The sequence below is a fragment of the Mesorhizobium sp. WSM4848 genome, from assembly GCF_055811375.1.
This window is the reverse complement of the sequence record NZ_JBVVPX010000022.1, coordinates 1-23209: the sequence shown is the minus strand read 5'-3', so window position 1 is coordinate 23209 and position 23209 is coordinate 1. Positions and strand designations below refer to the sequence as shown.

General features: G+C 62.8%; 19 protein-coding genes and 1 pseudogene. 11 read left to right on the top strand and 9 right to left on the bottom strand.

Annotated features, from left to right (window positions below):
• Positions 1-139 precede the first annotated feature (139 nt).
• The 3 genes from AC0L16_RS19990 (at position 140) to AC0L16_RS19980 (ending at position 3479) form a co-directional block, all read left to right on the top strand.
• Complete coding sequence (locus AC0L16_RS19990; protein WP_473622741.1) at positions 140-694, top strand: dihydrofolate reductase family protein; 555 nt, start codon at positions 140-142, stop codon at positions 692-694.
• A 236-nt stretch (positions 695-930) separates the two neighbouring features.
• Entirely contained in the window at positions 931-2547 is a 1617-nt protein-coding gene (locus AC0L16_RS19985) for a DUF1254 domain-containing protein (RefSeq protein WP_473622739.1), read from the top strand.
• Positions 2548-2600: 53 nt separating this feature from the next.
• Positions 2601-3479, top strand: coding sequence for an alpha/beta fold hydrolase (locus tag AC0L16_RS19980; protein WP_473622738.1), 879 nt, complete (start codon positions 2601-2603; stop codon positions 3477-3479).
• A 158-nt stretch (positions 3480-3637) separates the two neighbouring features.
• Here the strand turns inward: AC0L16_RS19980 and AC0L16_RS19975 are convergent, their stop codons facing one another.
• Complete coding sequence (locus AC0L16_RS19975; protein ID WP_473622737.1) at positions 3638-4426, bottom strand: RES family NAD+ phosphorylase; 789 nt, start codon at positions 4424-4426, stop codon at positions 3638-3640.
• A complete protein-coding gene (locus AC0L16_RS19970) occupies positions 4386-4760 on the bottom strand; it encodes an antitoxin Xre/MbcA/ParS toxin-binding domain-containing protein (protein ID WP_473622735.1) in 375 nt (124 codons plus the stop codon). The genes AC0L16_RS19975 and AC0L16_RS19970 overlap by 41 nt, the downstream gene beginning before the upstream one ends.
• Before the next feature lie 235 nt (positions 4761-4995).
• Here AC0L16_RS19970 and AC0L16_RS19965 point away from each other — a divergent pair.
• The 3 genes and pseudogenes from AC0L16_RS19965 to AC0L16_RS19955 all read left to right on the top strand — a co-directional run bounded on the left by AC0L16_RS19965 (position 4996) and on the right by AC0L16_RS19955 (position 6548).
• A pseudogene (locus AC0L16_RS19965) lies at positions 4996-5414 on the top strand (GFA family protein).
• Between the two features lie 94 nt (positions 5415-5508).
• The gene (locus tag AC0L16_RS19960; protein ID WP_029352991.1) at positions 5509-5868 is read left to right on the top strand and encodes a diacylglycerol kinase; all 360 of its coding nucleotides are present in this window, start codon (positions 5509-5511) and stop codon (positions 5866-5868) included.
• Positions 5869-5966: 98 nt separating this feature from the next.
• Positions 5967-6548 (top strand): hemerythrin domain-containing protein, encoded by a 582-nt coding sequence (locus AC0L16_RS19955; RefSeq protein ID WP_473622734.1) that lies wholly within the window; start codon positions 5967-5969, stop codon positions 6546-6548.
• 3 nt (positions 6549-6551) lie between these two features.
• On the opposite strand, the gene AC0L16_RS19950 is transcribed toward AC0L16_RS19955, so the two are convergent.
• Together AC0L16_RS19950 and AC0L16_RS19945 are read right to left on the bottom strand one after the other, a co-directional pair.
• Entirely contained in the window at positions 6552-7139 is a 588-nt protein-coding gene (locus AC0L16_RS19950) for a DedA family protein (RefSeq protein ID WP_473622732.1), read from the bottom strand.
• Positions 7136-7699 (bottom strand): DUF1003 domain-containing protein, encoded by a 564-nt coding sequence (locus AC0L16_RS19945; RefSeq protein WP_473622731.1) that lies wholly within the window; start codon positions 7697-7699, stop codon positions 7136-7138. Before AC0L16_RS19945 ends, AC0L16_RS19950 begins: the two co-directional genes overlap by 4 nt.
• A gap of 99 nt (positions 7700-7798) precedes the next feature.
• Here AC0L16_RS19945 and AC0L16_RS19940 point away from each other — a divergent pair, with 99 nt between their 5' ends.
• The 4 genes from AC0L16_RS19940 (at position 7799) to gltX (ending at position 14183) form a co-directional block, all read left to right on the top strand.
• The gene (locus tag AC0L16_RS19940) at positions 7799-8512 is read left to right on the top strand and encodes a DNA-3-methyladenine glycosylase I (RefSeq protein ID WP_473622730.1); all 714 of its coding nucleotides are present in this window, start codon (positions 7799-7801) and stop codon (positions 8510-8512) included.
• A gap of 119 nt (positions 8513-8631) precedes the next feature.
• A complete protein-coding gene (locus tag AC0L16_RS19935; protein WP_473622728.1) occupies positions 8632-10347 on the top strand; it encodes an NAD+ synthase in 1716 nt (571 codons plus the stop codon).
• Positions 10348-10866: 519 nt separating this feature from the next.
• The gene (locus tag AC0L16_RS19930; RefSeq protein ID WP_473622727.1) at positions 10867-12672 is read left to right on the top strand and encodes an ABC transporter ATP-binding protein; all 1806 of its coding nucleotides are present in this window, start codon (positions 10867-10869) and stop codon (positions 12670-12672) included.
• A 137-nt stretch (positions 12673-12809) separates the two neighbouring features.
• The gene (gltX, locus tag AC0L16_RS19925) at positions 12810-14183 is read left to right on the top strand and encodes a glutamate--tRNA ligase (RefSeq protein ID WP_473622726.1); all 1374 of its coding nucleotides are present in this window, start codon (positions 12810-12812) and stop codon (positions 14181-14183) included.
• Here the strand turns inward: gltX and AC0L16_RS19920 are convergent.
• From AC0L16_RS19920 to AC0L16_RS19900, 5 genes are all read right to left on the bottom strand, one after another.
• On the bottom strand, positions 14101-15474 hold the full coding sequence (locus AC0L16_RS19920; protein WP_473622724.1) for a DUF2865 domain-containing protein: 1374 nt from the start codon (positions 15472-15474) through the stop codon (positions 14101-14103). The two genes, gltX and AC0L16_RS19920, sit on opposite strands and share 83 nt — an antisense overlap.
• Positions 15475-15539: 65 nt before the next feature.
• Positions 15540-17882 (bottom strand): NADP-dependent malic enzyme, encoded by a 2343-nt coding sequence (locus AC0L16_RS19915; protein ID WP_473622723.1) that lies wholly within the window; start codon positions 17880-17882, stop codon positions 15540-15542.
• A gap of 268 nt (positions 17883-18150) precedes the next feature.
• The gene (locus tag AC0L16_RS19910; RefSeq protein ID WP_473622722.1) at positions 18151-18525 is read right to left on the bottom strand and encodes a c-type cytochrome; all 375 of its coding nucleotides are present in this window, start codon (positions 18523-18525) and stop codon (positions 18151-18153) included.
• Positions 18522-20753, bottom strand: a complete 2232-nt coding sequence (locus tag AC0L16_RS19905; RefSeq protein ID WP_473622720.1) for a xanthine dehydrogenase family protein molybdopterin-binding subunit — start codon at positions 20751-20753, stop codon at positions 18522-18524. Before AC0L16_RS19905 ends, AC0L16_RS19910 begins: the two co-directional genes overlap by 4 nt.
• Positions 20754-20763: 10 nt before the next feature.
• On the bottom strand, positions 20764-21210 hold the full coding sequence (locus AC0L16_RS19900; RefSeq protein ID WP_473622719.1) for a (2Fe-2S)-binding protein: 447 nt from the start codon (positions 21208-21210) through the stop codon (positions 20764-20766).
• A gap of 173 nt (positions 21211-21383) precedes the next feature.
• On the opposite strand from AC0L16_RS19900, the gene AC0L16_RS19895 reads away from it, so the two are divergent.
• Positions 21384-22280 carry a LysR family transcriptional regulator gene (locus AC0L16_RS19895; protein ID WP_473622718.1) on the top strand — a complete coding sequence of 299 codons (897 nt, stop codon included), beginning with the start codon at positions 21384-21386 and terminating at the stop codon, positions 22278-22280.
• Positions 22281-23209: the final 929 nt, after the last annotated feature.

Sequence of the window (23209 nt, the reverse complement as noted above, 5' to 3'; positions counted from 1 at the left end):
CGGAATTTCACGATAAAGAAGCACCGGAGAAATCCGGTGGTTCTTGATCACGCATTGCATTCCACGCATCTTGCGATAGACTGATTGCGAAATGCAATCGGTTATGCACCTTGGTGCTAGGCCATAAACGGAGGCGCCGATGGCCAGGATCGTCTATGCCATGCTGATGTCCCTGGACGGCTATATCGCCGGGCCGGACGGAGACATTGCCTTGCCGGTACCCGAAGGGGAACTGCACCGGCATTTCAACGACATGATGAGGCAGACCTCGATCGCACTCTGTGGACGCCGGATGTACGAGATGATGCGCTTCTGGGACAGTCCGGACCGAGAGAACGGCGCCGAAATCGAGCTGGATTTTGCCCGCTCCTGGCGCGAGACCCCAAAGATCGTGTTTTCGACGACGCTTCGGGAAGTCGGACCCAATGCCCGGCTGCTGAACGGCGATGTCGGGAATGTGGTGAGATCTCTCAAGTCGGAAGCGGATGGCCAGATTACCGTTGCCGGCGCCGATCTTGCCGCGCATCTTGCCCACTCCGGTCTGATCGACGAGTACAGGCTCTACATCCACCCGGTCGTGCTTGGCGGCGGCAAGCCGTACTTCCAGTCCGGCCTGTTGCTGACCTTGAAGCCGCTTGGTAAGGAAAGCCTAACCCAAGGCGTGACGCTGCTGCGCTACGCACCCGCCGGTTGAATAGTGGCTCAACGTTGTTTTCACGAGAGCGGAAGTTCGTCAGCCAAGGACGAATCGCACAGATGACCCAATGTAGACATTCGCCGATATCGAGAGATGGCAGGCGTCGGACGCGGCTCCGGATTCAATCCGCTGCGAGCGTAACTCTCTTAAAGCCGTAGCCTACCGTAATTTACCTTGTAGGCAGTTCGCATATGCCGCAGCGTAAGGCTGTACCCCCCCGAGGAGGAACGGCCATGAAATTCTCTGGACACACCCGACTGCTGACGTTTCTTGCGGCATCCAGTTTCCTGGCCGGCACGATTGTGGCGACTGCCCAGACGGCCATCCCTCCATCGCTGGTCACCCCCGATAAGGTCGAGTCGACTCTCGGTACGCTCGACTTCAAGGACGGCGTGCCGAGCAAGGAAACGGCCGAAAAACTCTACGACAACCTCGACTTTACCTACGCCTATCGCGCGTTCATGGACAACCTGCGTGGCGTCAGCATACAGGGCTTCCGCAAGGGTCTGGAAAGCGTTGGCGTCAAGGACAACGAGGTCATCGTTTTCGAAGAGTTGATGGATGCCAAGTCGCTGTTCCTGACCGCGAACGCCGACACGATCTACGTGATGGGCACCCTCGATCTCAGCAAGGGGCCGGTGGTGCTGGAGACTCCGCCCAAGTTTCTCGGCGCTGTGCAGGACGCCTGGTTCCGCTGGGTCATCGACCTCGGCGGGCCTGGGCCTGATCGCGGGGAAGGCGGCAAGTATCTGATTGTGGGGCCGGACTTCACCGGACCACTACCGCAAGGCGGGTTCTTTGTCGCGCATGCGCGCACCAATTCTATCGTGTGGTTCGGCCGGTCGTTCCTGGAAAATAACGACCCCAAGCCAGCGGTCGAAGTGATCAAGAAGTTCACCAAGGTCTATCCTTACGAAGTCGGCGGTGTCGGCACGCCGGTCGCCGACTTTCTGGCCGGCAAGATCAAGCTCGGCAAGATTGCCCCGCCGCCGCCGACGGTGTTTCACAACGGAAGCGGCAAGGTCATGAACACCCTTCCGCCCAACGACTGGAGCTTCTACGAGATGCTCAACGAGGTCGTGCAGAATGAACCGGCGACCTCGCTCGATCCTGAGCTGATGGGCCCGATCGCAGCGATCGGCGTCGTCAAGGGCAAGCCCTTCGCGCCCGACGAGCGGATGAAGAAGATCATGACCGAGGCGCTGACGCTGGCGAACGCTACCTCGCGCACCCTCTTCATGAGTTCGCGCGATCCGAGCTGGTTCTACTATCCCGACTCATCCTGGATGAATTACCTGTTCCAGACCGGTTACGAGTTCGAGACGCCGATCCCTGAAATAACGTCCGAGGGTGTCAAGCCCTATCCGGCCACCGGCTACCGCACCATGGATGCGCGGACCAACTTCTTTTACGGCATCACCGGCATCACGCCCGGCATGGCTATGCGCCTGACCGGTATCGGATCGCAATATCTGTTTGCGTTCACGGATGCCGACAAGAACTACTTTGACGGCGCCAAGACCTACAAGGTGACGTTGCCGAAGGACATTCCGGAAGCAAACTTCTGGTCGTTCACGCTCTACGACAACATGACTCGCTCGATGCTCGACACGCCGCAAGGCTACCCGCGCGCCGGCAGCCAGAGCTATCCATCGCCCGCAGCAGAGGCAGCGGCGGACGGCTCCACGACAATCTACTTCGGCCCGACCCAGCCCGACGGCGTCGCTCGGGGCAACTGGATCCAGACCGACCCGAAGAAAGGCTGGTTTACACTGCTGCGCCTCTACAGCCCGCTTGAGCCGTTCTTCACCAAGGAATGGCGACCGACCGAGATCGAGTTGGTTCAGTGATGGCGCTGGCTGTTGAAGATAGCGTTCCCCAAACTGTACGGGAGTGTGCTGACATGAACCCGACAAGGCATTTGGCAAAGCTCGCCCTGTTCATCGCCTGGCTGGCGCTGCCGGTGTATGCAACGTCTGTCCACGCGCAGACTATCGAAACTGGCCTCATCGAGCTGACGGACTCCAAGATCGAGTACTTCAGCCGGGGAGAAGGCGAACCCATAGTCCTGCTGCCGGGCGGAACCCTGACCGTGGGCTACCTGGATGGCCTGGCGGATGCTCTCGCGAAGGCCGACTATCGTGTTGTCGGCATCAACTTCCGGGGTTCGGGCAAGAGCACGGGTCCAAGCGAGGGCGTCACGCTTCAGACGATGGCGGACGACGTCGCAGGCGTGATCAAGGCTCTCAACCTTGGGCCGGTGCACGTGGCTGGCAACGACTTCGGCAATCGCGTTGCGCGCATGCTGGCCGCGTCTCACCCCGAATTGACGCGCAGCGTTATCTTGTTGGCAGCGGGTGGGAAGGTCCAACCCGCACCGCCCGCGGCCAAAGCCTTGGGGATTATCTTCAACCCGGCATCCACCGACGCCGACATCTTGGCGGTCTTCCCGTTGCTGGTTTCCAATCCTGCGGATTCCGCCCGCGTCTGGAAGCTTTTCAAGCCTTCTCTCGATCCTGGAGCGGCGGCTATCGAAAAGGCGGCTGCGGAAAGCACTCCGCTCGACGCTTGGTGGGCGCCTTCGGGAGAGACCAAATATCTGATCCTGCAGGGAGCGGAGGATCAGATCGCGCCCCCTGAAAACGGCGAGCAGCTTCAGAAGGAGCTCGGCGACCGGGCGACGCTCGTCAATGTCCCCGGGGCGGCGCATCTCCTGCCCCTGGAACAGCCCGACGAAGCCGCGTCTCGAATAGTCGATTTCCTCCGAAAACTTGACGGCTAGTGCCATCTATCCTCATGCCGTCGTGCAGTATGCCGGGGCGCGTGAAGAGGGGTCTTGCGCGCTGACGCCATGGTCGCTCCTGGCGCATCGTTCCATTTGACCATAGTCGCATCCCACCCCAAGCGGTAGTTTAGCGTCGGATTTTCACTAGGATCCAGTCAGCGCCCGCGCTCCCAGCGCAGTCCGTTTAGTCGGGGATCGGCGGCAAATGCCGTCCTGGAAAACTCGATCCGCTTTTGCGGGAACTCGCAGATCGCCTGCACGCCGAAGGCGCCCAGCCGGATGCGCCAGGTATGCGGTTCCAGCGGTTTCGGCTTGGCAAAGCCGCTGCATGCCAGCAGCGCCACGTTAGCGCCTTTCGGGTCGCGCACGGAGCGATAGCGGATCGCCTCCAGCCCGGCTTCGCGCGCGACATCGGCAATATTCTGGCAGGCCGCGTAGTCGGTCGGGTGCGTCCACGCCGCCGCGTCGCGGTCGAGCGGCGGCCGCGTCAGGTCGATCATTTTTGTGCTGCGTATCGCGGCGGCGAAGGCGGTGTATTCGGCGGCGTCGCGTGGCCACGGCGTAGCCGGCGATTCCGCGAAGAACAGCAGGCGGTAGAAGGCCATTTCGGAAACTGCGGTCATCATGGTTTCCGCCGCGTAGTAGACGCCCTTGGTCCTGCCGGCGCGGCGGAAGCGCGAACCGCGCGGGTAGATCGAGCCGTAGCGGAAGGGCGTTGCCAGGAGATAATGCAGATGCCGGCATTCCAAGGGGATTTGCGGCTTGGTTTCCTCGATCAGGTCTTCGAGGACGGCCTGCTCGTCGAGCGTGTCAACGACTTTCAATGTCGAGACGCGGTGCTGCGCCTCGACCATGCGCCAGTATTTGCCGTCGAGTCCATACTTGCCGTCTCGCGTGGCGGCTTCAGACGAGAGCGCGTCGGGAGTCCAGATAGGCGATGACATCGACAAGCCCTGATATTGTCACGATTTTTTCGAGCGGGGTGCCATCGAAGGCGGCGTTGGCGTTCTTCAGCCATGCCCGGGCGACGGTCTCGTCGCCGCCGACAATGGCGTCGAGCGAGCGGAACAGGCGGACGAACAGCACGGCAAGCTCGAACGGCTTGGTTCCACGCTCCAGCAGGAATTCCTGCCTGCGCATGCGCGAAACCGTGGCTTCCGAAACCCCGATGATCGAGGCCAGCATCCTGGCGGTAACGTCCAGCAGGTCGGCGGCGCGCAGCGTCGCCTTGGTCAGGACTGCATTTTCGGCCGTGTTGGCGGCGAGATCGGGTTGCATTGTCGGCAGCTTCTCCTTTCTGTGGAAAATATAGCCTATAAAAGTTCATATGGAAAGATTTCGGCTTCAACAATCTGGTGCGCCGTCGAGAGGCTGCTGGCGCCGGCCCGCTGCTTTGTCCAAACCGTGCTATGCGGAACACACCCATCGAATGTCGCATTTGCTTGGGCGCAGCCGCTGCAAAACTGGAATCCTGGCAGGGGATGCCGAGGATGACGACTGCGTTGGAGGCGAGATGGACGACACGCATACTGGATCATGCCTGTGCGGGGCTGTGCGGTTCAAGACGCGAGGGGCCTTGCGCGGCGTCATCTACTGCCATTGCTCGCAGTGCCGGAAGCAGAGCGGGCATTTTTACCTGCAACCAATGTTGCCAACGCAGACATCACGATTATGGGCGCGGAAAGCATCACCTGGTACGAAGCATCTTCGTTTGCCAGGCGCGGTTTCTGCAAGACATGCGGCTCGTTGCTGTTCTGGAAGCCGCAGGATGATGAATATGTCTCGGTTCTGGCCGGACTGTTCGACAAGCCCGCCGGACTTCAGAGCCAATGCCACATCTTCGTCGGCGACAAGGGCGACTACTACACGATCGACGACGGGCTGCCGCAGTTCGAGAAGTCGACGCCGTCGATCAAGGTCGCGGATGAGTGACGAGGTTGCCGACGAATGATTTTTGCAGAGATCGCCTTATTCCCTTGATCCGGCCATTGCGCTATCCCCTGCCGGTGACTCGGAAAGGTTTGGCATGCAGCGGCTGATCGATGCTTTCTTCAATTCAGTGCGGGCATTTCGCAAATTGGCTTCCAGCGAAAAAGCCTTCCAGCAGGAGCTGATGCTGCTCGTGCTGGCGTTGCCGCTCGGCTGGTTTGTTTCGGTGTCGTGGCGCGGCTACGCGCTGTTGATCGGCGCGGTGCTGCTGCTGATCATGGTCGAAGTGCTGAACACCGGCATCGAGGCTGCATGCGATGCGTTCAGCCGGGAGTTCAACGTCGATATCCAGCTCGCCAAAGACTGCGGTTCGCTGGCGGTGCTGATTTCGGTGGTGATCGTTGCCGGCGTCTGGGGCATCGCCATCATCGAGCGAATCTTGGGGCTACCGATCTAGCCATCAAATCCCTACATGCCGGTCAACACAACCTGATCCCATGATCTGCTCCGAAACCCGGTATCCACTTTCCGGGATCATGGTCTGAGGAGACCGACATGGCCGCCGATTCCCTGCTGCTCGAACGCACAGGCCTGCCGGACGATCTGCGCTGGCTGACTGAGAAATATCCGCGCGAGGTCTGGCAGGGCCACACCAACATCCATGGCATGGCCACTATGTGGCTGCAGCGGCACGACATGTTCCGCGAGCTTGGCGGCATGCTGACCAACGGTATCAGCGACTATCGCGAGGGCAGGCTCACGGCGCCGGACTTTGCGCGCTGGTTCGCGCCGCGCCTCAACCATTTTCTCGGTCATCTCGACGGTCACCATAACGTCGAGGACAATCATTATTTCCCGGTCTTCGCCAAGGCGGAGACCCGGCTGAAACGCGGTTTCGAGATTCTCGATGCCGATCATCATACGATCCATGAAGGGTTGGAGCGCAATGCCGAGGCCGCAAACGCCTTCATCCGCACGCTTCAGGACAGCGAGGACAAGCAGCGCTTTGCCGCCGATGCCTATGCCGACGAGAACAGCCGGCTGATCGCCATGCTGACCCGGCACCTTGCCGATGAGGAAGACCTGATCATTCCGCTGATCCTTGATCGCGGCGACCGGGCGCTCGGCATCGACTGATCCTCACGTCTCCTTGCTACGCTCCGTTTTGGCAACGTGATGAGCGATGAACCAGGCAAGGACGGCCACGCCCAATCCAATCGCCAGGGCGATCAGCAATCGCTCGTGACGGGCCAACGCCTGGCCGACGATGCGCTCCGCGCCCAGCCCGAACACATAGCCGATGGTGGTGAACAATCCGGCCCAGACTATGGATGAAATGGCGTTGAGAATGACAAAGCGCGTCACGGCAATGCCCGACAATCCGGCCGCGATGCCGCCGACCAGGCGCAGGCCGTAAATGAAACGGTTCGACAGCACGAAAATGTCGGGATGGGTGGAGACAAGACGAGAGGCGTGGCTGAAACCCGGCCGGCCCTTCAGTTTGACCACGAACGGATGGTCGGCGAAGCTTCGTCCGAGGATAAAGAAAAAGCTATCGCCGGCAAAGGCGCCGATGGCGGCCGCCAGAAACGCCTGCCACAGGACGAAAACATGTTGATGCGCGAAAAACCCGCCGAGGAGGGCGGCACTTTCGCCCTCGGCGACACAGCCCAGAAAGACGGCAATCAGCCCATATTGCTCGATGAGATTATGGATGGCATCCGTCATGAAGGCGTCCGCTGCTTCGACAGGATCTCGTCGATCCGCTTCACCTGCTCGGCCAGCTGCGCGATCTCGTCGCGCATGCCAACGATCTGGCTGTGGCGCAGTTCGTCCAGCTTCTCATGCAGCGCCATGATCTCGATCTCGGCCTTGAGATTGACCTCGTAGTCGTGGGCGGCGTCGATGCGATCGCGCTCGGCCTGGCGGTTCTGCGCCATCATGATCACCGGCGCCTGCAGCGCAGCGACCATCGAGAGGATAAGATTGAGGAAGATGAAGGGATAGGGATCAAAGGAGTCGCGCGACAAAAGCCAGGCATTGCCTGACGTCCACAGGATCAGGAAGGCGATGAAGACCAGGATGAAGGACCACGAGCCGCCGATCCGGGCGATGGAATCGGCGAGGCGGTCGCCAAACGTCTGGTGAAATGCGACGGCCTTGTTGGTGTCCTTCGCGATCGTGGTGCGTTCGAGCGTGCTTTGCAGCACCTGGCTCTCGACCTGGCTCAGGCCATCTGGCCTTCGCTTCAGCCAGCGCTTTGCCAGATCTTCGATCGTCTTGTTCATTGTCGCCTCCGTCGTCAGCGATAGACGTAGAGGTGATAGACCTAAAGGCTGTCGGTTCGCGCGGGAAGTGGTAGATTGACGCGACAGGGTCAGGAAACAATGATGGATTTTCAGAAAATCCGCGCCCGCGCGGCCAAACGCAAGGGCGGGGAAGCGGTGCTGACGTCGCTGCTGGGGCCGATGCCCGACAATGCCGCGGTGGCTGAAATTCCCGATGACCGCATCCTGTCGACGATGGCCGAGCGTGTTTTTGCCGCTGGCTTCGTCTGGCGCGTCATCGAACAGAAATGGCCGGGTTTCGAACAAGCGTTTCTCGGCTTCGAGCCGAAGCGGCTGTTGTTCCAGCCTGACGATTTCTGGCACGAGCTGACAGCCGACGAGCGCATCGTGCGCAATCCGCAGAAGATCAAGTCGGTTCGCGAAAACGCGGCTTTCGTCGAGCGTGTGTCGAAGGAGCATGGCGGCTTTGGCAGGTTCCTCGCCGACTGGCCAGAAGACGACCAGGTTGGACTGATGGCCTATCTCGGCAAGCATGGCAGCCGGCTCGGCGGCAACACCGGCCAGTATTTCTTGAGGTGGCTGGAGTGGGACGCCTTCATCATCTCAGGCGACATGGCGGCGGCACTGCGCGACGCCGGCCTGGACATCGCCGAACACCCGACATCGAAGCGGGATCTCGACAAGATCCAGAACCAGATCAATGCCTGGGCGGCGGATACCTGGCTGCCGCGCCGGCATATTTCGCGCATCCTGGCGATGTCGATCGGCGAGAACCACTCGCCGCAGGCTCTGCGCGAATATATGGGCGAATAGGACGCGATCGGTATCCGGCGGTCCGATCCGTCTGACACAAATGACATAGGACATTCGGTCCGGGGTGGTCCAAGCAAACGCCATTGCCCGGCGAATTCTGTCGCGCTAAGTCAGCAGGCATGACCGACAACACCGCTTCCGACATATTGCGCATCGCCGTCGCCCAGCTCAATCCAACGGTTGGCGATGTCGCCGGCAATCTCGCCAAGGCGCGCGAGGCGAGGGCGGATGCCGCCCGACAAGGCGCCGACCTCGTGCTGTTCACCGAGCTTTTCCTCGCCGGTTATCCGCCCGAAGATCTGGTGCTGAAGCCGGCGTTCCTGAAGGCCTGCGAGCGGGCGGCGCAGGATTTCGCTGGCGACACTGCCGATGGCGGGCCCGGCGTCATCATCGGCACGCCGCTGAAGCGCAAGAGCGGCACGCACAATTCGATCATCTTTGCCGACGGCGGCAAGATCCTTGCCGAGCGCTACAAGCTCGATTTGCCGAACTACGGCGAATTCGACGAGAAGCGCGTCTTCCAGGCCGGCCCTGAAATCCAGGGGCCGGTCAATTTTCGCGGCGTGCGGCTGGGAATTCCGATCTGCGAAGACATCTGGGGCGATGTCAGCGTCTGCGAGACGCTGGCCGAAAGCGGTGCTGAAATCCTGCTGGTGCCGAACGGCTCGCCCTATTATCGCGGCAAGGTCGATGTTCGCCACCAAATTGTCATTCGCCAGGTCATCGAATGCGGCTTGCCGATCGTCTACGCCAACCAGCTTGGCGGCCAGGACGAGTTGATCTTCGACGGCGCGTCGTTTGCCATAGGTTCCGACAAGACGCTGGCCTTCCAGATGAGCCAGTTCGAGCAAACGGTCAACGTCACCACCTGGAAGCGCAACCGCGTCGCCGCAGGCGCGCAAAATGGAAATAATTCCGAGGGCTGGGTCTGCTCCGAAGGGCCGATGTCGAAAATCCCGGAAAAGGAGGAGGCCGATTATCGCGCCTGCATGCTGGGCCTGCGCGACTACGTCAACAAGAACGGTTTCAGGAATGTCGTGCTCGGTCTTTCCGGCGGCATCGATTCGGCGATCTGCGCAGCGCTTGCCGTCGATGCGCTCGGCGAGGAGCGGCTGCGCGCCGTGATGATGCCCTACCGCTACACCTCGAAGGACTCGCTTAGGGATGCCGAGGATTGCGCCCGTGCGCTCGGCTGCCGCTACGACATCGTGCCGATCTTCGAGCCGGTCGAGGGATTCCTGCATACGCTGACGCAGCTTTTCGAGGGCACCAAGCAAGGCATCACCGAGGAAAACCTGCAGAGCCGCGCGCGCGGCACCATTTTGATGGCGATCTCCAACAAGTTCGGCTCGATGGTGGTGACCACCGGCAACAAGAGCGAGATGTCGGTCGGCTACGCCACGCTCTACGGCGACATGAATGGCGGCTTCAACCCGATAAAAGACCTCTACAAGATGCAGGTCTATGAGCTGGCGCGCTGGCGCAATACGCATATGCCGCCTGGTGCGCTGGGCCCTTCCGGCGAGGTGATCCCGAACAACATCATCGACAAGGCGCCGTCGGCGGAACTGCGCGAGAACCAGACGGATCAGGATTCGCTGCCGCCCTATCCGGTGCTGGACGACATATTGGAGTGTCTGGTCGAGAACGAGATGGGTGTCGACGAGATCGTCGCCCGCGGCCACGACCGGGCAACGGTGACGCGCGTCGAGCATCTGCTCTACATCGCCGAATACAAGCGCCGGCAGGCAGCGCCGGGCGTCAAGATCACCAAAAAGAATTTCGGCCGCGACCGCCGTTATCCCATCACCAACCGGTTCAGGGATGGCGGGTAGATCGCCGTTTTTGCTCCTGTGAAATGGTTGCCGCGAGGGAGTGCACAACCCGCGATTGTTGCAAAATCGCCTCACCAGTTGGGCCAGATGCGCTTTCGGCAACTTGCTGGCTTGGCGACACGTTGACACATCTCTATAAACGCCTTTCCGCGATCCTACGCATCGGCCTGAATATCGGAATCGATTTTCAAAGCACGATGCGCAGATTCAAGAAGTTAGAGCGTACTTTGTGCGTCCGTATGGACGCACGTCGCTCTAATGGGAGGACCGAATGCCAGGATTTGACATCGTTTTGCGAGGCCGCGAAGCCTAGGTCTCAGAGGGCGCGCCGGAAGGTTTTCACCTTCATGGGCCAGGCAATCTGACGACAGGCATTCGTCGATGCCGGTAGCCGCCCGTATTCGGGGCGAGCCGCCAAATATGCCGAACCTTTCGCATTCCTGGGCACTCACGCGCCCAACGCGGTTTTCTCAATTTCGACCTTACCGGGACCGGGCTCGTTTGCGCCCGAATGACATCATGGCTCGTTTTCAGATCGATTTGCGCGCCGGCGCCTTTCGCAGCGTCCTTGGCTTCACGCTCAGTCATTGGCGGCGCCAGCCGTGGCGGCTTTCGCTCATCATGGGCACATTCCTGCTGTCGACCTTGGCCGACGTGCTGACGCCGCTCTATTCCGGCCGGCTGGTCGACGCCGTCGCCAGCAGTGCTGCGGCCGACGAGGTTGCCTGGAATGCGGCGATGACGGCGTTTTCGATGCTGGTGGCGCTGGCGCTCACCGGCGTCGTGCTGCGCAACCTCGCCTTCATGGCCATCGTCGAACTGACTCTGAAGATGATGGCGGATATCGCCGCCGACGCCTTCCACCGGGTCCAGCGCTTCTCCACCGACTGGCACGCCAACAGCTTCGCCGGATCGACCGTGCGCAAGATAACCCGTGGCATGTGGGCGCTCGACCTGCTCAACGACACGATCCTGATCGCGCTGCTGCCGTCTGTCGTCATGCTCGTCGGCTCGACGCTGCTGCTCGGCTGGTTCTGGCCGCTGATGGGTGCTGTCGTCGCCGCAGGCTCGGTGCTGTTCATCGCGGTGACGGCGCTGCTGTCGCTTGGCTATGTCGCGCCCGCGGCAAGGCTTGCCAATGCATGGGACACGCGCCTGGGCGGATCGCTGGCCGATGCGGTGAGCTGCAACGCTGTGGTCAAGGGCTTTGGCGCCGAGGAACGCGAGGAAACGCGCCTTGCCAAAGTCGTCGCCAGATGGCGCGCCCGCACGCGCCGCACCTGGGTGCGCGGCACCATCAACGGCACCACGCAAGGCTCGATGCTGCTGCTTCTGCGAACAGCGGTGATCGGATTTTCGTTGCTTTTGTGGTCTTGGGGGCAGGCGAGCGCCGGCGACGTCACCTTCGTGCTGACCTCGTTCTTCGTGCTGCAAGGCTATTTGCGCGATATCGGCACGCACATCCGCAATTTGCAGCGCTCTATCAACGACATGGAGGAACTGGTCGACTTCCAGTCCGAGCCGCTCGGCATCGAGGACGTGCCCGGCGCCAGGCCGATCCGCATCACCGACGGCCGCATCAGCTTCGACAACGTCACCTTCCATTACGGCAGCCACCGACTGCCACTGTATCGCGGCTTTTCGGTGGACATCGCGCCGGGGGAGCGCGTCGGGCTGGTCGGCCATTCGGGTTCGGGCAAGACGACCTTCGTCAAGCTGATCCAGCGGCTTTACGACGTGAATGCGGGAACCATCCTGATCGACGGCCAGGATATCTCCGTGGTGGCGCAGGCATCGCTGCGCGGGCAGATCGCCATCGTCCAGCAGGAGCCGATCCTGTTCCACCGGTCGCTGGCCGAAAACATCGCCTATGGCCGGCCGAGCGCGACGCAGGCCGAGATCGAGCATGCCGCACGGCTGGCAAGCGCGCACGACTTCATCGTCGATCTGCCGAAAGGCTATGGCACGCTGGTCGGCGAGCGCGGCGTGAAACTATCGGGCGGCGAGCGCCAGCGGGTGGCGATCGCGAGGGCTTTCCTTGCCGATGCGCGGATCCTCATTCTGGACGAGGCGACATCGAGCCTCGATTCGGAATCGGAGGTGCTGATTCAGCAGGCGATGGAGCGGTTGATGGTCGGCCGCACGACCCTGGTCATCGCGCACCGGCTTTCGACGGTACGGGCGCTGGACAGGCTTCTGGTGTTCGATCGCGGCCGCATCGTCGAGGAGGGCTCGCATGATCAGCTGATCCGGCTGCAAGGCGGCATCTACCGCCGGCTGTTCGAGCGCCAGGCGCTCGAATTGACCAAGGGGCTGGCGATCTGACGACTTGGCGCCGCGTGCGTTTGTTAGAGCGACGCGCGGCGCTGCCGCCTTTTCATCGCCTTCGTCATGTTCTATCTCTGCGGCCAAGCGCGGGGGCGTCTCTTGTCAACAGCAAAACCATCCGGTACGCCCCGTTCATGACAGTTACCGTCCGTTTCGCCCCATCACCCACCGGCCGCATTCATATCGGCAATGCGCGCACTGCGCTGTTCAACTGGCTGTTCGCCATGAACAACAAGGGCCGCTTCATCCAGCGCTTTGACGACACCGACGTCGCGCGCTCGACGCAGGAATTCTCCGACGCCATCCTCTACGACCTGCATTGGCTGGGCATCTTTCCCGACGCGACGGAATACCAGTCACGGCGCTTCGAGATCTACGATGCGGCGGTGGAGAAATTGAAGGCGGCGCGCCTTCTCTATGCTTGCTACGAAACACCGGAAGAACTCGATCTCAGGCGGAAGGTGCGCCGCACGCGCGGCCTGCCGCCGGTCTACGGCCGGGAGGCGCTGACGCTGACGGCTGAGCAGGTCGCCGAATACCAGGCCGATGGCCGCCGCCCGCATTGGCGCTTTCTCCTGCCCAATTTCACCAGCGACCCGTTGCAGCCGGAGCGCACCGAAATCCACTGGAACGATCTGGTGCGCGGCGAGGAAACCGTCGACCTTGCCTCGCTTTCCGACCCGGTTCTCATGCGCGAGGACGGCACCTATCTCTATACTCTGCCTTCGGTGGTCGACGACATCGAGATGGGGATCAGCCATGTCATCCGCGGCGACGACCACGTCACCAATACCGGCGTGCAGTTAGCCTTGTTCGAGGCGCTGGGTGCCGAGCCGCCGGTGTTCGGCCACCACAATCTGTTGACCACCGCGTCGGGCGAGGGCCTGTCGAAGCGGAGCGGGGCGCTGTCCATCGAAAGCCTGCGCGAAACCGGCATCGAGCCGATGGCCGTCGCCTCGCTGGCGGTGCTCGTCGGCACCTCGGAAAACGTCGTCGCCGTGCAGACGATGGCTGAGCTTGCCGAGCGCTTCGATCCGGCGGCGACATCGAAATCCGCCGCCAAATTCGATCCGGACGAGCTCTTCGTGCTCAATCGCACGCTGCTGCACCACATGCCGTTTTCCGAGGCGCGCGACCGGCTGATCGTGCTCGGCATTTCCGGCGAACAGGCTGAGCCCTTCTGGCTGGCGGTGCGCGGCAACCTCGACAGGCTGGCCGATGCAGCGATCTGGTGGCGCACGCTTCGCGACGGCCCGCAGGAGCAGCCGGACTTTTCCGACGCCGACCGCGAGTTCCTTCGCCAGGCGTTCGACCTTTTGCCGGAAGACCCCTGGAACGGATCGGTCTGGAAGGAGTGGACCGGCAGGATCAGGGAAGCAACCGGCCGCAAGGGCAAAGCGCTGTTCACGCCGCTCAGGTTGGCGCTTACGGGCCAGCCCTCGGGGCCGGAGCTTGCAGATCTGTTGCCGCTGCTGGGTCGGGAAGGAACGGTGGCCCGACGACCCTGACCTTGCGCTGTTCCGGCGGCGGCAATGTCGTCGGCGAGGGTTTTTCGGCGAGGCGCTCGATGGCTTCGCGATCGAGCCGGCCTTCGACATTGGCCAAACTCTCGGGGTCGGCGGGGTCAGCCTGTTCCGGGCTTGGCGGGTTGCCGGCGATGATCTCGAAATTTCGCGCGGCGTTGCAGCCGCAGGCCGGCGGACGCGCGGGCCGCTTGTAGAGATAGGCGGTCGGCAGTTCGCTGTAGGGCCTGCCGGTTACCGAAGACGTCATGCCAGCCGAGTCGTCGCCAAAGCCGCGCGAATAAAACACCTGCATCTCGGTGCCGGGGCAACTCGAATCGCAGTTCTTCTGGTCGCGCTCGAAATCGCCCAGCGAGGCGGCGTTCGACATCGGGAAGAAATAGCCGTCGCAGGTGCGCACGCACATGGTGCGGAATTCGCCGTGCGGCTGGCCCATGTCGTCGGCATTATCGAGCATGTTGCGGATGTCGCGCGGGCCCACGGCTTGATTGGGCTCTTCAGGCCGGTCGGGCACGCCGGGTTCAATTGCGTCGCTGCCCAAAAGCTGGTCGAGCAAGTTTCGGTCGCCGGTTCCACGGCTGGCGTCGCGGCTCGTTGCCGGCTTTGGCGGCGCCGCATCATCGCGGCAGCCACTGGCGTCGAGCGAGGCCAGTATGCGTGCGCGATCGCGGCGGGCACCGCCGCCGGCGAGTTCAGCGCGCTTGGCTTGCAAGCCGTCGAGATTGGCTGCCATGCGACCGATGGTGGCGTCGAGTGTGGCGCATGCGCTGGCGTTGCGGCGCGACAGCGAAAAGCCGCAGCCGGCGCGGCTGGATTGGCTGACGGCCTTTGAAATCTGCTGGCGCTGCCGCACGATTGCATCATCATATTTCCTGAGCAGGGCCGGCTTGGTGCCGCCACCGCGCGAAGCGGTCGCGAGATCGGCTTCCAGCTGCCGGCAAACATCGGAGGCGGCCTGCAGTTCGGTGGCGGCAAAGCCTGACAACGCCAGGGCACCGAGCAGCGCTGCGGCGCGCGTCAGCTTCGGCGGTTTCAAGCCCCGGGCGTTGGCGCTGCCCCTCACCTGCCTGCCGGCATCCTCACCCCGTATAGTGACGGGGAGAGGGGCGCTGTCATCGACGGTTTGGCTAATCGCCAGCGCTGCAAGAAGGGCATCTGCGTTGCGGCCAGCCGCCTTCTCCCCGTCACCATACGGGGGCCCGGCAGGGCGATGAGGGGCCGCGCCGACTTCGACAGTTGATGCGGCGGCATGCGTCAGCTTCCACCTCCCGCCCATCCGGAACTCCGCTTGCCTCATCCGTTGCGAAGGTTACCGCGTCCGCGGTTAACTGTTCATGTAGCTTACCGCGAAAGGCCGGTTTCGCCCAGAGTTACGACCGCCTGCGCCTTATGGGCTGCTTCGACCACCGCGAGCGCCGTCATGTTGACGACGCCGCGCGATGTCACCGACGGCGTCAATATATGCGCCGGTCTGTCGGTGCCGAGCAGGATCGGCCCGACATGCAGCGCGTCCATCATCGCGCGCAGCGCGGTGAGCGTGATGTTTGCCGAATCGAGATTGGGGAAGACCAGCAGATTGGCTTCGCCCTTCAGCCGCGAATGCGGATAAACCCGCTGGCGCAGCGGCTCCGACAGAGCCGAGTCGGCATGCATCTCGCCGTCGCATTGCAGGTCTGGCGCGATGCGCGCCAGGATCGCCGCTGCCTGCCGCATCTTGAGCGCGCTTGGCGAGTCGCGTGAGCCGAAATCCGAATGCGACAGCAGGGCGGCCTTGGGCTCGATGCCGAAGCGCTGGATTTCTTCGGCAGCCAGCACCGTCATCTCGGCGATCTCCTCGGCGGTCGGATCGACGGTGACATGGGTGTCGGTGAGGAAAATGATGCCGCGCTGCGAGATCAGCATGGAAAGCGTCGACAGGTCGTGATCCTTGATGCCGGCGCGCGGGCCGATGATCAGGGTGACATTGCGCAAATGCCGCTCGAACCGTCCTTCCAGGCCGCAGACCATGGCGTCGGCGTCGCCACGCTTGAGGGCAAGTGCGGCGATCACCGTGTTGTCGGTGCGCACCATGGTGCGCGCGGCCTCCGTCGTGACGCCACGCCGGCCGGCGAGCTCGATCAAAAGGTCGACATAGTGGCGATAGCGCGGATCGTCCTCGGGATTGATCAGGCCGAAATCGACGCCCGGCTTGATGCGCAGCCCGTAGCGTTTCAGCCTGACTTCGATGACATGCGGGCGGCCGATCAGGATCGGCTCGGCGATGCCTTCCTCCAGCACCACCTGGGCGGCGCGCAGCACGCGCTCGTCCTCGCCGTCGGCATAGATGACGCGCTTGGCGCTCGACGTCTTGGCCATCGTGAACACCGGCTTCATGACCAGGCCGGAGCGGAAGACGAAGCGGTTGAGCGTGTCGATATAAGCGGCAAAATCGGTAATCGGCCGTGTCGCGACGCCGGTGTCGCAGGCGGCCTTGGCCACCGCCGGCGCGATGCGCAGGATCAGCCTGGGGTCGAAGGGCGAGGGGATCAGGAAATCGGGCCCGAAGATCGGCGTTTCGCCGGAATAGGCGCGGGCGGCGACATCAGACGGTTCCTCGCGGGCCAGGGCTGCGATCGCCCGCACTGCAGCCATCTTCATCTCTTCGTTGATGGCGCTGGCGCCGCAGTCCAGCGCGCCACGGAAAATGTAAGGAAAGCAGAGTACGTTGTTGACCTGGTTGGGAAAATCGGAACGGCCGGTGCAGATCATCGCGTCGGGTCGCGCCGCCCGTGCCGCTTCCGGCATGATCTCGGGGTTGGGGTTGGCCAGCGCCAGGATCAGTGGTTTTGGCGCCATGTGCTGGAGCAATTCCGGTTTCAGCACGCCGGCGGCCGAAAGACCCAGGAACACGTCGGCGCCCGGCAGCACATCGGCCAGCGTGCGCGCCTCGGTGTCCTTCACATAGGGGTCCTTCCAGCGATCCATCTCGTCGACGCGGCCCTTGTAGGCGACGCCGAAACGGTCGGTGACCCAGATGTTTTCGATGCGCGCGCCGAGCAAAACCAGCAAGTTGAGGCAGGCGAGGGCGGCTGCCCCGGCGCCGGAGGTGACGATCTTGATGTCGGAGATCGTCTTGCCGGCAAATTCCAGCCCGTTGAGCACCGCGGCGGCGACGATGATCGCAGTGCCGTGCTGGTCGTCGTGGAAGACCGGTATGGCCATGCGGGCCTTCAGCCGTTCCTCGACCTCAAAGCATTCGGGCGCCTTGATGTCCTCCAGGTTGATGCCGCCGAAGGTCGGCTCCAGCGCCGAGATCGTCTCGACCATCCGCTCGATGTCAGGCGCGTCGATCTCGATGTCGAAGACGTCGATGCCGGCGAATTTCTTGAACAGCACCGCCTTGCCTTCCATCACCGGCTTGGAGGCCAACGGGCCGATATTGCCGAGGCCGAGCACCGCCGTACCATTGGAGACGACGCCAACCAGATTGGCGCGCGCCGTGTAGTCGGCGGCGGCCGCCGGATTGTCGCGGATTTCCAGACAGGGCGCCGCGACGCCGGGCGAATAGGCAAGCGCCAGGTCGCGCTGGTTGCCAAGCGGCTTTGTCGCCTGGATTTCAAGCTTTCCAGGGCGTGGGTGCTTGTGGAAATAGAGGGCGGCTTCGTCGAGGTCCGACCGGGCTGCTTTCTTGTTTTCGCCTGTCATGCCGGCCGCCTCCTCAGTTCAGTCCGTTTGCTGTTCTGAGTCTCTTAGCATGCAGCCGCGGCTTTTCGAGAGGTGATATGTCGCAAGCGCGAGCTTATGGCTTTGCACCGCTGTTCGGCCTGTATGGTCTGCCATTGAATTGTTGGGACGGCGGGCGGCGCGCTGCGACGGAGCTACGCCCCCGCTCAATGTCTGCAACGGGTGCAGCCTGTGGAATGCTGTCGTCGATTGGCGTCTCGTCGATTGGGAACGAGAAAATAGCGCCGCGCTACGGGCTGTTCAGGAACTCGACGATGGCGCGCCGCTCCTCGGCATTGTTGAAGCGCTGAACCATTCGTGTGCCGCCCACCATGGCGGTCGGATTGGCGAGGTAGGTTTCCAGCGTCTCGGACGTCCAGGTGATGCCGGAGTCGCGCAGGGCGGGCGAGTAGTTGAAGCCTTCGACGCTGGCGGCGGCGCGGCCGACCACGCCCTGCAGGTGAGGTCCGGCACCGTTCCGGGTGGTCGCGATCTGGTGGCAGGCCCCGCAGCGCTGCCGGAACAGGCGCTCTCCTGAACCGGGACCCGCCTCTTGGGCAACGGACGGATCCGTTGCCCAGGGTGCTGCAATCATCGTCAAGGCAGCTAGTATGAGATTCCTCATCCTTCCATGCCTTTCAGGTCGAGCTTCGAGAGGGGCAGGCTGCGGATACGCTGGCCCGTGAGCACCGAGGCGGCATTAACCACTGCCGGCGGCACGCCGGGCAGGCCAGGCTCGCCGATGCCGCCCATCGGCGCACCGCTTTCGACGATGCGAACATGCACACGCGGCATGCGGTCTGGCGGCAGGATGGGATAGCCGTCGAAATTGCGCGCCTGCGGCATGCCGTCGACATAGACGACTTCCTCCAGCAGTGCCGAGGACAGGCCAAGCGCGACCGCCGAGTTCACCTGCGCCTCGATGATCGCCGGATTGACGATGCTTCCGGGATCGATGGCCACCCAGACCTGGTGCACGACGACCTCGCCGTCGCGCAGCGAGACTTCGGCGATCGTCGCCACCTCGCTGCCGAAGGGCGAGGCCATCGCGACGCCGCGCGCGCGGCGGCTACCGTCCTCTGCCGCAAAGGGACCGCGCTTCCACCTCCCGGACAGATCGGCGACTGCCTGCAGAAGCTTGCTGTGGCGCGGGCTGTCCGCGAGAAGCCGCAGCCGCAGTTCATAGGGGTCCTGCTGACCTGCGTCGGCCATTTCATCGAAGAACGTCTCGTAGAAGAAGTCGTTCATCGAATGACCAACCGACCGCCAGAAGCCGATGATCGCCGGGTCGTCGACGTGAACCTGGCCGACGCGCCGGTTCGCAATCGCATAGACCTTGCCCGCGATGCCTTCGACGGCGGAGCTGTCCACCTTGTCCGGCTGGCGGCCGAACCAACGTCCTGTCGGACCTTCACCCACCGCAACGGCATCCAGAGCGACCGGCAAACCGTCGCCGTCGAGACCGACGCGGAAACGGGCGACGCCCATTGGTCTCAACGTGTCGCGCAGGAATTCCTCCTCGCGGCTCCAGATGAGCTTGACGGGACGACCTGCGGCCTTCGCCAGCAGGATCGCCTGCGGGAACGGATTGGCCGTCTGATAAAGGAAATGCCGCCCGAAGAAGCCGCCGAGCATAGGTGAGTGGATGATCACCTTGCCCGGCTCGACGCCCGCGAGCTTTGCAGCCTCGGCCTGGAACATCTCGGGCGCCTGGTTTGGGGTCCAAAGCTCGAGAGTCCCGTCGGCATTCCAACGCGCGATCGCCGAGGGCGGCTCGAGCTGCCCGTGCACGAGGTAGGGAGCGTCATAAGTCGCCTCCACAATCCGCGCTGCGCCGGCAAGGGTGCCTGCGGCATCGCCCTCCTGCTCGAAAGCGACGCCGTCTCCGGGTGTCGACTTCAACATTGACTTGTGGGTCTCGGAGGAGAAACCGGCCGGCATGGCGCGAGGCGTTGCGGCCGCAGGCTCCGTCCAAGTCACCTGCAGGGCTTCCACCGCGCGGCGCGCCCGCCACCAGCTGTCGGCGACGACCGCCACGGCCCCAGGCAAGCGGTGAATCGAGTGCACGCCGGGCATGGCCTGAACCTCGGCCTCGTTCGTCAAGGCGCCCGGCTCCCCGCCGAGACACGGGCTGTGCTGGACGGCGGCGTGAAGCATGCCGTCGACCTTGAGGTCGATCGCATACTGCGCGCGCCCCGTCGACTTCTCGCGCCCGTCGAGCCGGCGAACGGGCTTGCCGATCCAGCGGAAGTCGGCACGGTCGCGCAGTACGACATCCGTCGGCACCGACAGAGCGGCGGCCGCATCAGCGATTTCGCCGTAAGGGATCGCCCGCCCGGACGCTGCATGGACCACGCGGCCCGGTTCGGGGGATAGCTCCGCGATGGACAGCCCGAGCCGCACGGCCGCTGCCTGCAGCAGCATCTGGCGTGCCGAGGCGCCAAGCTTGCGCATGGTCTCGTAGCTCATGCGCACCGACATGCTGCCGCCGGTGAAGCGGCCGCCGCCGGTCAGAAGATAATCGGGGGGAGGCGCTCCCTCGACAGTAAAGTTGACGGGATCGACATCCAGCTCCTCACCGACGATCTGCGCCATGGCGGTGAAGATGCCTTGCCCGCCTTCGATGAAGGCGCTGCGGAACAGCACGGTGCTGTCAGGGCGGATTTCCAGGAAGGCGTTGACGCGCGTTCCCGGCGCCACGGTGGCTGCGGCCTGCGCCCGGGCGCGTCCGACCGGCACCGTGACGGATAGGACGAGCGCTGCGGCGCCGCCGAGGAAGCCACGGCGCGAGACGTTGAGCGGCCTGTCCTCGCCCCGCGTGGAGTGGTCCCGTATGGGAGACATGTCGTTCATGGTTTCCTCCTCACGCCTGCGCAGCCTGTCGGACGGCAGCCGAGATCGCGTTGTAGGTGCCGCAGCGGCAGAGGTTCACCATTGCGCCGGCGATATCCTCCTCGGTCGGCTGCGGCGTCTGCTTGAGCAGCGCCGTCGCCGCCATCACCTGGCCGGACTGGCAGTAGCCGCATTGCGGCACCTGGTTGGCGACCCAGGCCTCGACCACCTTGCTGCCCTCGGGATCCTGCTCGATCGCCTCGATCGTCGTGATCGCCGTTCCGACGAGGCTGTCCACCGTCGTCACGCAGGAGCGCGTGGCCTGTCCGTCGATCAGCACCGTGCATGCGCCGCACTGGGCGACGCCGCAGCCATACTTCGTTCCGGTCATGCCCAGCGTGTCACGTAGTACCCAGAGCAGCGGCGTATCCGGTTCGACGTCGACCTGAAATGTCGAGCCGTTGATGGTCAGTTCCATGGCCTTCACCTTTTTGGTTCGCGGGAAAGCCAACACGACTGGCTGTTGGCCTTGGCTATTGGCTTGTCGGACCTGCAGGCTAGCCGCTCCCGATCAACAGCATTAGGGGCGTTAATTCGCTTGCATTGATCGATGGGAGACATAAATCTTCAGCGATAGGTTTGGGAAACGGTATGGCCAAGGAAGACTTCAACGACCTCTTGTGGTTCCTGGCCGTTGCCGAGGAAAAGAGCTTCACGCGCGCCGCCGCAAAGCTCGGCATCACGCAGTCGACCCTCAGTCACACCATCAAGCGGTTGGAAACGCGTATGGGCATCAGGCTGCTCATGCGCACGACCCGCAGCGTGGCGACGACCGAGGCCGGCGGGCGCCTGCGGCAGTCGCTTGCACCGCGTGTTGCGGAAATCGAAGCGGAGATAGCCGCGCTGATGGAGTTTCGCGACAAGCCCGCCGGAACCATCCGGCTGACCCTTTCGGATCACGCGTTCGACAGCCTCGTCTGGCCGAAGCTCAGGCCGGCGCTCGCAGCCTATCCCGACATCAAGCTGGAACTCAGCATCGGCAACGGGCTGCGCAATATCGTCGAGGATGGCTTCGACGCCGGGGTTCGATTAGGTGAAAGCGTCGAGAAGGACATGATTGCCGTCCGCATTGGCCCAGACTGGCGCATGGTCGCTGCGGCTTCGCCCGACTATTTCGACGCGCATCCCGCGCCCCAGCATCCCCAGGAGTTGATCCAGCACAACTGCATGAACATGCGCCAGACACGTGGCGGCGGGCTCTATGCCTGGGAGTTCGAGAAGGACGGTCATGAGCTACGCGTCCGGGTCGATGGGCAACTCACCTTCAACGCCTCCTACGCCATGGTCGATGCGGCTTTGAAGGGGTACGGCATCGCCTTCGTGCCGGAGGACCTCGTCGAGCGTCACATCGCATCTGGCAATCTCGTGCAGGTGCTCGATGACTGGTGCCCGAAATTCCCGGGCTACTACGTTTATTACCCGAGCCGGCGGCAGAACCTGCCTGCCTTCAAGGTCATCGTCGATGCCCTGCGCTATGGCGGGGCTTGAAGGCGCTGCGGCTTCCTCCAGCGGTCGCTCAACATGGCAAGCGTCATTCAGGCGCGTTCCTACCAGGGCTGGTTTGCCGGCCCTGCAGTGAACTCGTTGATCGTCGTGTCCTCGACGCTCATGCGCCTCTGACGGTGGCCTGAATGGCCAGATGGTTCGCGCGGCTCGTTTTAGTCCCTTATGGGCGGCAGCGTCGCTGGGGCGCGAGTCGGCGATCGCTGGCCCGGACTTGCTCCCAATAGGCTTCACGGCGGGACTGACCTGGCAGCAACTACCGACTTGCGATCGGTCGTGAAAGCCTTGTTAACACAGCATGCGTCTTTCCCGGCAAGCAATGGCTAATGTGTATCCGAGCGCATCAGGGTTGCCGGAAGCGGATGCACTGTTTCACCTGATCCAACACCGCTAAAGCGCGTCGCGTTTGACCGGCCTCATGCGACGCGCTTTAGGTTGTGTTTTATGCATGTCGTTATCGCAAAACCGCTGCACACTTTTGCGCGACATGCATTAGGTCCGGCCGGAAGCTATTGCTCCGACGTTCCAATGGAGTTCAGTTGGATTGCGCGCGTGAGTTTAGAGCTGGTGTATAAGCGCTAGCTCCGATGAGAATGTCCTCTGTGGATGGCTCCCGCAAGTAGCGATTGAGCAGATCCATCTGAATTTTCGCGCGCTGCTATAAAGGCTACTTGCGTGATCACGGAAGCTCGCGGGAAGGCTACTTGGGGCACTCGGGAAGACGTTTTGGATTGGTCATCTTAGCCAGTTGCTCGTCGGAGGCGCATGGCGGGAAGCCGGCCGGCAGCAACGTTTCCAAGTAGCGCTCGCGCTCGGCGGCGCTGATCCCCGGCGCGTGGGACTGTCAGGAATTCTGTGCGCGAGGCCATGATGATGGAAAGGAGAGAATCATCACATGGCTATCGAGAAGGAAC